1 protein-coding gene and 1 pseudogene are annotated in these 2679 nt (G+C 69.4%); one reads left to right on the top strand and one right to left on the bottom strand.

The window, feature by feature from the left end; all coding sequences use genetic code 11:
• Positions 1–589: pseudogene (locus GUY61_RS37235) on the bottom strand (hypothetical protein); the annotation flags it as partial.
• Between the two features lie 687 nt (positions 590–1276).
• Between GUY61_RS37235 and GUY61_RS37240 the strand changes: the two are divergent.
• Positions 1277–2677 carry an NAD(P)/FAD-dependent oxidoreductase gene (locus GUY61_RS37240; protein ID WP_166634711.1) on the top strand — a complete coding sequence of 467 codons (1401 nt, stop codon included), beginning with the start codon at positions 1277–1279 and terminating at the stop codon, positions 2675–2677.
• The last annotated feature ends 2 nt before the right edge of the window (positions 2678–2679 follow it).

Consider the following 2679-nt stretch of genomic DNA (forward strand, 5'->3'; position numbering starts at 1 on the left):
CGACGTCGCTGACCGCCGTTCCGGTCCCGCGCCCCACGTCCTCGACGGCCGCACCCGCGCCGCGCCCGATGTCTCCGACGGCCGTTCCGGCCCCGCGGCCGATGTCTCCGACCGCCGCCCCGGCACCGCGCCCCACGTCCTCCAGCGTGCGCCCCGCTCCGGTGCCCACCTCGCGCACGGCGGACCCGATGCCCGAGGTGACGTCCCGGAGGATCTGCGGATTGCGGTCGATCGTCGTCAGCACCCTGCCGATGACCTCGGCGACGTTGTCCAGTCGCACCTTGAGCAGCGCCTGGGCCTCCACTCCCTTGATGTCGAGGTGCACGGCGCCCAGTTGCACGTCCGCGCCCACATTGAGTCTGAGCAGGTCGAGGACTTCCGCCTGCAAGGAGACCCGGGCCCGGAGGTCCTCGACGTCCAGGGTGATCTCGTCGACCTTCAGCAGGGGTACGTCGAGAAGGACGTCCGGCTCCGCGGACAGGGCTCCGACGGGTTCTTCCTCCGCGTAGTCCTCGGCGTAGTCGTCCGGGCCCGTCGGTTCCTCGGCGTACAGCTCGTCCGGCTCCCGGGCGGTCTCGTTGTCGTCCATGCTGCCCCTAGGGAAGGTGTGCAGAATGTACCGATTTGATCTTTCCATCATAGATCGCAGGCCGGTGGGTGCCCTCCGTGGAGGAAGGTGCGCAGGGTCGGGGCGGGTGGACCCCGGTGTTGAACGTGTTCAATAATGGGGCCGGTCCCGGTCGTGAGTGCTCCATGCCCGCGGGCCGGTGCACCGCCCTGCCCACCCTCCGATCCGAGGACGATCCGATCGCATGCGTCTCCCGCCCGGCCCGATCCCGGCCTGACCCCGGCCCGAACCCGCTCCCGGCGTGGCGGAGAGGGGGTGGTGAGGCCGATTCCGGGCTGTCCGGGAGGGCCGCCGCGAGAAAGTTCGTGAAGTTCTTCACAAGGAAAAATGGCCAGTGACCCCCTGTTTGGTGCGCGGAACCCCGCGACACCCCCATACATCTGAGCGCCGGCCTGCTCGGGCTCGCAATCTCAAGCCATACGCGACAGTTGCCGACATATCGAAGGCGCGTCGGTGAATCCCTCACACACGCCCCTGCGGAGCGGAGAGGAGCAGCTCAGAGGGGGTTTCAACGGCTTCCGGGGGAGGGTGGTTCCCCGGCCGTGACATGACCTCGGTCACGGGGGCCGGGGAGTGTAGCAGAAGGGGCCCAGAACCTTGTGAAGGGGCTCACGAGCACCCCTCCGGGGGGTGCTGGATACTCGAAACATGAGCACCACGGAGCGTCCCAGGATCCTCGTTGTAGGCGGTGGGTACGTAGGCCTGTACGCAGCTCGTCGCATTCTGAAGAAGATGCGCTACGGCGAGGCGACCGTCACGGTCGTCGACCCGCGCTCGTACATGACGTACCAGCCGTTCCTCCCCGAAGCCGCCGCCGGCAACATCTCGCCCCGGCACGTCGTCGTCCCGCTGCGACGCGTGCTGCCCGGAGCCGAGGTCCTCACCGGCCGGGTCACCACCATCGACCAGGACCGCAAGGCCGCCACGATCGCGCCGCTCGTCGGCGAGGCGTACGAGCTGCCCTTCGACTACCTGGTCATCGCGCTCGGCGCGGTCTCCCGCACCTTCCCGATCCCCGGCCTCGCCGAGCAGGGCATCGGCATGAAGGGCGTCGAGGAGGCCATCGGCCTGCGCAACCACGTCCTCGAGCAGCTCGACAAGGCCGACTCCACGACGGACGAGGACGTGCGCCGCAAGGCGCTCACCTTCGTCTTCGTCGGCGGCGGCTTCGCGGGTGCCGAGACCATCGGCGAGGTCGAGGACATGGCCCGCGACGCCGCCAAGTACTACAACAACGTGTCGCGCGAGGACATGCGGTTCATCCTCGTCGACGCGGCGGACAAGATCCTCCCCGAGGTCGGGCCGGAACTCGGCAAGTGGGGCAAGGAGCACCTCGAGGCCCGTGGCATCGAGGTCTACCTCTCCACCTCGATGGACTCCTGCGTCGACGGGCACGTGGTGCTCAAGAACGGCCTGGAAGTCGACTCCAGCACCATCGTGTGGACCGCGGGCGTCAAGCCCAACCCGGCCCTGGCCCGCTTCGGACTGCCGCTCGGCCCCCGCGGCCACGTCGACACCGAGCCGACCCTCCAGGTCAAGGGCACCGACTACATCTGGGCCGCCGGCGACAACGCCCAGGTCCCGGACATGGCCGCCCGCGCCGCCGGCAACGAGAACGCCTGGTGCCCGCCGAACGCCCAGCACGCGCTGCGCCAGGCCAGGATCCTCGGCGACAACGTGATCTCGGGCATGCGGGGCTTCCCGCAGACCGAGTACAAGCACGCCAACAAGGGTGCGGTCGCCGGCCTCGGCCTGCACAAGGGCGTGGCGATGATCGTCATGGGCAAGATGAAGATCAAGCTCAAGGGACGGCTCGCCTGGTACATGCACCGTGGCTACCACGGTCTCGCCGTGCCGACCTGGAACCGCAAGATCCGTGTCTTCGCCGACTGGACCCTCGCGACGTTCCTCCGGCGCGAGGTCGTCTCGCTCGGCGCCATCCACTCGCCGCGCGAGGAGTTCTACGAGGCCGCCAAGCCGGCGCCGCCGCCCGCGTCCGCCGCCCGGCCCGCCTCCTCCGCCGGGGCCCAGAAGGCGAAGGCCTCCTGACC

This window comes from Streptomyces sp. GC420 (assembly GCF_009916105.1).
In the GTDB taxonomy this organism is placed as follows: Bacteria; Actinomycetota; Actinomycetes; order Streptomycetales; family Streptomycetaceae; genus Streptomyces.